This window comes from Streptomyces sp. LS1784 (assembly GCF_020103755.1).
GTDB lineage: Bacteria > Actinomycetota > Actinomycetes > Streptomycetales > Streptomycetaceae > Kitasatospora.
The window spans coordinates 1-2,673 of the sequence record NZ_JAHSQD010000831.1 but is presented as its reverse complement, the minus strand read 5'-3'; the positions used below and the strand labels follow the sequence as shown (position 1 = coordinate 2,673).

2 protein-coding genes are annotated in these 2,673 nt (G+C 74.8%); one reads left to right on the top strand and one right to left on the bottom strand.

Annotation, left to right across the window (positions count from 1 at the left end):
- A partial coding sequence (locus KS423_RS43055) for a PQQ-binding-like beta-propeller repeat protein (protein ID WP_224285143.1) occupies positions 1 to 1,395 on the top strand: 1,395 nt, incomplete at its 5' end.
- 37 nt (positions 1,396 to 1,432) lie between these two features.
- Here the strand turns inward: KS423_RS43055 and galE are convergent.
- Positions 1,433 to 2,419 carry a UDP-glucose 4-epimerase GalE gene (galE, locus tag KS423_RS43050; RefSeq protein ID WP_224285142.1) on the bottom strand — a complete coding sequence of 329 codons (987 nt, stop codon included), beginning with the start codon at positions 2,417 to 2,419 and terminating at the stop codon, positions 1,433 to 1,435.
- Positions 2,420 to 2,673 lie beyond the last annotated feature (254 nt).

Sequence of the window (2,673 nt, the reverse complement as noted above, 5' to 3'; positions counted from 1 at the left end):
CAGCACCTGGGGACGGCCGACCCGCGCACCAACGCGGGGCGGCACGCGCAGCCGCCGGCCGGGCCGGTGCACAGCCTGCCGCAGCCGGGCCAGGGCTCGGACGCCGAGATCCCGACCGCGAAGATCGCCTCGCCGAACAAGCACCGGGCGCCGTCCGGCGGTGCCGTCGAGGTGCAGCTGTCCGGCGCCTCGGTGCGGATAGGCCCGGGACCGCGGGCCGAGCACGAGCAGCCCGGCCCGAACACCGCCCCGGCCACGACCGACTGGGTCCGCCGGGCCCCCACCCCGCCGCCCCCGCCGGTCGCCCGCTGGCGCCCCTGGCGGTTCCGGATGTCCAACGACGTCTGGGGCACCCCGGTGGTCGCCGACGGCACGCTCTTCGTCTCCAGCTTCGAGGTGCACGCGCTGGACATCGCCTCCGGCGAGCGCCGCTACAAGACCCGGGACGTCGCCTGGGCGCTCGCGGTGGACGCCGGCCGGGTGCACGCCGCGGACGGCCCGCACCTGTACACCGTGGACGCGGCGGACGGCACCGAGCGCTGGCGCACCTCGCTGGACGGCTGGGTCTACTCGCTCTCCGCCGCCGACGGCGTGCTCTGCTGCGGGATCAGGGGCGGCGGCATCCAGCTCCGCTCGGCCGCCAACGGCGCCGAGCTGTGGCGCGCCGACGACGCCCAGCAGGACTACGAGAACCCGCAGTCCGGCCCGGTCCTGGTGGGCGGCGCCGCCTACTACTACGGCGGCGGGCGGCTGCGCTGCGTCGACCCGCGCGGCGCGGGCCTGCGCTGGTCCTTCCCGGTCGGCGAGGACGTGCCGTCGCACCCGGTCGAGCGCGGCGGTGTGCTGTACGTGTCGGCCGGCACCCGGGTGTACGCGCTGGACGCGGCCAGCGGGGCCGAGCGCTGGCGCTTCGAGGCCCCGGTGGTGCTGTTCACCCCGCCCGCCCTGGACGCCGACGCCGTCTACGTGGCCGACTACCTGGGCACGGTCCACGCGCTGGACGCGGCCACCGGCCTGGACCGCTGGCGCGGGGTCACCGGCCGCCGCCAGGGCGCCGACCCGGTGGTGGTCTCGGACGGCATGGTGCTGGTCGGCAACGGCGAGGTGCTGTACGCCTTCGAGGCGGCCACCGGCCGGGAGCGCTGGCGCTACACCGCCCGTGGCGAGATCGTCGGCTCCCCGGCGGTGGCCGACGGCCTGGTGCACCTGGGCAGCCGGGACCACTCGCTGCACACCCTGGACCTGGCGAGCGGTCAGCTGCGCTGGGAGCTCGGCACCAAGGGCGAACTCACCGGCTCGCCGGTGGCGGTCGGCGGCCGGGTCTTCGTCGGCTCCAAGGACCGCTGCGTGTACGCGCTGGACGCCTTCTACGGTACGGCGGTGCCCGCCCGCTGAGCCGCGGGGCGGACACCGCCGTACCGGCGCCGTCCGGTCAGGCCCTGCGGGCCCCGGGGTGGCGGCTGCACCAGCCGTCCCAGGCGGAGGAGACCATCTCGGTCACGTCGTGGCGGGCGGTCCAGTCCAGCTCGCGGTGGATCAGGTCGGCGGAGGCCACGACCCGGGCCGGGTCGCCGGGGCGGCGCGGGGTCACCTCGGCGGTGGTGTCGTAGCCGGTGACCTTGCCGATCACCTCCAGCATCTCCTTGACGCTGACGCCCTCGCCGCGGCCGATGTTCAGCACCAGGGAGGTCGCGCCGGCCGGGTCGGCGGCCAGCCGCTTGGCGGCCGCCACGTGCGCCGAGGCGATGTCGGAGACGTGGATGAAGTCGCGGACGCAGGTGCCGTCCGGGGTCGGGTAGTCGTCGCCGAAGATCCGCGGCGCCTGGCCGGCGGTGAGCCGCTCGAAGACCATCGGGATCAGGTTGAACACCCCGGCGTCGGAGAGCTCGGGGGAGGCGGCGCCGGCCACGTTGAAGTAGCGCAGGGCCACGGTGGACATGCCGTGCGCCTTGCCGGCCGCGGCGACCAGCCACTCGCCGGCCAGCTTGGTCTCGCCGTACGGGCTCATCGGGGCGCAGGGCGTGGACTCGGTGACCAGGTCGACGTCGGGCATGCCGTAGACCGCGGCGGAGGAGGAGAAGAGGAAGCGCTTCACCCCGCCCTCGGCGGCGGCCTCCAGAACGGTCTGCAGGCCGATCATGTTCTCGCGGTAGTACAGGAACGGCTGCTCGACGGACTCGCCGACCTGCTTCTTGGCGGCGAAGTGCAGGATGCCCTCGACGCCGTGCTCGCGGATCGCGGCGTCCAGGACGGCGCGGTCCAGGGTGGAGCCCTCGATCAGGGGGACGCCGGCCGGCAGCCTGGAGGCGTCGCCGGTGCTGAGGTCGTCCAGGACGGCGACGCGCTCCCCGGCGTCGAGCAGCTGTCGGACGACGTGTCCGCCGATGTATCCGGCACCGCCGGTGATCAACCAAGTCATGTGCCGATCCTAGGGGCGCATCCGATCGGCACGTTCGGGCGAGTCGGGGTCGCAAATCGGACAAAACGGTGAAAAACTGGCAAAGATTTTCGTGCTCTCATGCCCGCGCCCCGGCGTGGTGACGAATCGGAGGCAGCCAGGTGCGCCGTCACAGGGAACATATCCGCCGCCTGCCCGCCGGGCCGCGGCGGACCGGGCCGAGGGCGCTGTCCGGGCGGCTGCCGGGGGCGGTCGCGGTCGTGGTGGCGGCCGCG

Bases quoted from the DNA above. Each gene is read 5' to 3' on its own strand.
- galE (WP_224285142.1), bottom strand. From the start codon at position 2,419: ATGACTTGGTTGATCACCGGCGGTGCCGGATACATCGGCGGACACGTC.